The organism is Tabrizicola sp. (assembly GCF_036781545.1).
Lineage (GTDB): Bacteria > Pseudomonadota > Alphaproteobacteria > Rhodobacterales > Rhodobacteraceae > Tabrizicola.
The window spans coordinates 1-1,925 of the sequence record NZ_DAIQAT010000273.1; the positions used below are offsets into that span (position 1 = coordinate 1).

Here is a 1,925-nt window from a genome sequence, read left to right on the forward strand (position 1 = left end):
AGCGCGAAGTCGATCCGGCCGAAGCTGTTGAGCTGGGTCGCGAGATAGCGTGCGCCACCATCGAGGTTCTGCAGCGGGTCGGTCGGATCGACGCCGAGATCGGCGGCAGTGCCCGGCATCAACTGGCAGAAGCCCATGGCCCCGACCGGGCTGATCGCCGCGTTGGAGAACCCGCTTTCCTGCTTCACCAGCGACTGGAAAAGAATGCGCCAGGTCGTGGGCGTGAGCCCGACCTTCACGACACCGGGATGCGTTTCATAGCGCGCCGCTGTGGCGATGATCATCGCCTCGACCGTCTCGCTTTCACCGAAGAGCCGCTGGCTTTCCGGGCTTGTCTCCTCAAGGGGATAGACCTCGTCGGCAGGGGGGAAGGTTCCCACCCCCATCTCGAAGCCGCTGAGGTCGGTCACGCCGGTCGTATCTGCGAGGAAACGCTCATAGGCGGCCAGCTGGTCATCTTCGATATCGCTGAGTTCTGTGCGTGTTGCGAGTTTCTCCCCCTGCTTCACGGCGTCCTCGGCCTGTTCGACAAGACGCGAGATGAAGTTTGACAGCCGTGAGCCGTCGATGATCGGCACGCCCTGGGCCAGAAGGCCCATGGGCACCGCAGTGCCGAGGAGAAGCCCAAGAAGGAGGGGGGCACGACGCATTGGATGGCTCAATCCGCGCAAGTCGCGTCGCGGGCGTTCATCGTCGAGACCACGACCGTCGTGCCGTCGCTTTGCTCCCGCGCCGCGAAATACTTGCCCTCGGCCCGGAACTGACCGTGACAGGGGGAGACGGCTCCAGTCTCGACGCCGGCGCAGGCGGAGAGGAGGGTGAACCCGAGAAGAGAAAGGTTGATTTGGCGGTTGCGTCTAGTCACGTCATGTCCTTCCAGAAATCGGAGGTATCGCGCCAGCGATAGGGGGCGCGGTCTTCGCCGGACCGGCCGCCGCCAAGAACGGTGAGTGCAGGTCCGAGGGCGGCGAGGTCCATGTTCACGAAGACCGAGTCACCGGCCGAGCGCAGGAGGGCGAGGCGAAGGCCACCGGTGGGCGTGCAGAGGAATTCGGCCTCTTTCTCGTTCAGGCGCAGGATCCGGTAATCCTCGGGGTTGGCGCGCGGGTTCGGGTAGAGAAGCTGCGTCACCACGCTTTCCGCGATGATCTGGCCGACCCTGACGCGGGTCAGGTGGGTCGGCGTCTGGGTCAGCATCATCACCACCGCGTTCTTCTTCCGCATGGTCACAAGCCAGTCATGCAGGCGCTTTTCGAAGATCGGATCGTCGAGCATCTTCCAGGCTTCGTCGATCACGATGAGGGTCGGACGGCGATCCTCGATCACCCGTTCGATGCGACGGAAGAGGTAGGCGAGAAGCGCCGAGCGTTCGGTCCCCAAATCGAGGATCTCCGACATGTCGATGCCGACCACATCCTCGGACAGGCTGATCTGGGATGTGGCCCCTGGCCCGAAGAGCCAGCCATGCCGCCCCCCCTGCCCCCATTCTCGGACCCGGCCCACCAGATCACCCTCGTCGTCGGTCGAGGCGACGAGGGTTGCCAGACCATCGAAGGTCCGAAGCCGCGGATCCGCCGAAACGATTTGTCGGACAGCGGCGTTCAGGCTGACGGTTTGGGCCGTCTCGAAGGGGCGCGACCCTGCAAGGATGTCACCAAGCCAGTCGGTGAGCCAGGCCGCCCCGCGCTCATCGGTCTCGGTCTGGAACGGATTGAGGCCGGTCGCCTCGCCGATCCTGATCGCAGAATAGCTGCCACCCAGAGCGCGCACGGCCATCTCGAGACCCCGGTCCTTGTCGATGACGAGGATGCGGGCATGCACTCGCCGGGCCTGCGCCATTAGAAAAGCGGTGCCGAGGGTCTTGCCCGACCCCGTGCGGCCCAACACCAGCGTGTGGCCGGCGCTCGGCTCGGCACCGCGCTCGC

At 65.1% G+C, this 1,925-nt stretch carries 3 protein-coding genes; all 3 read right to left on the reverse strand.

All coding sequences use genetic code 11. The features are described 5' to 3' along the window. On the reverse strand, positions 1 to 650 hold a 650-nt coding region (locus V7Q39_RS20555; RefSeq protein WP_333818474.1), incomplete at its 3' end, for a lytic transglycosylase domain-containing protein. Between the two features lie 8 nt (positions 651 to 658). Then, positions 659 to 865, reverse strand: coding sequence for a hypothetical protein (locus V7Q39_RS20560; RefSeq protein ID WP_333818475.1), 207 nt, complete (start codon positions 863 to 865; stop codon positions 659 to 661). Continuing rightward, positions 862 to 1,925 (reverse strand): VirB4 family type IV secretion system protein (locus tag V7Q39_RS20565; protein ID WP_443082560.1); only part of this gene is annotated, 1,064 nt, incomplete at its 5' end. The genes V7Q39_RS20560 and V7Q39_RS20565, both read right to left, overlap by 4 nt.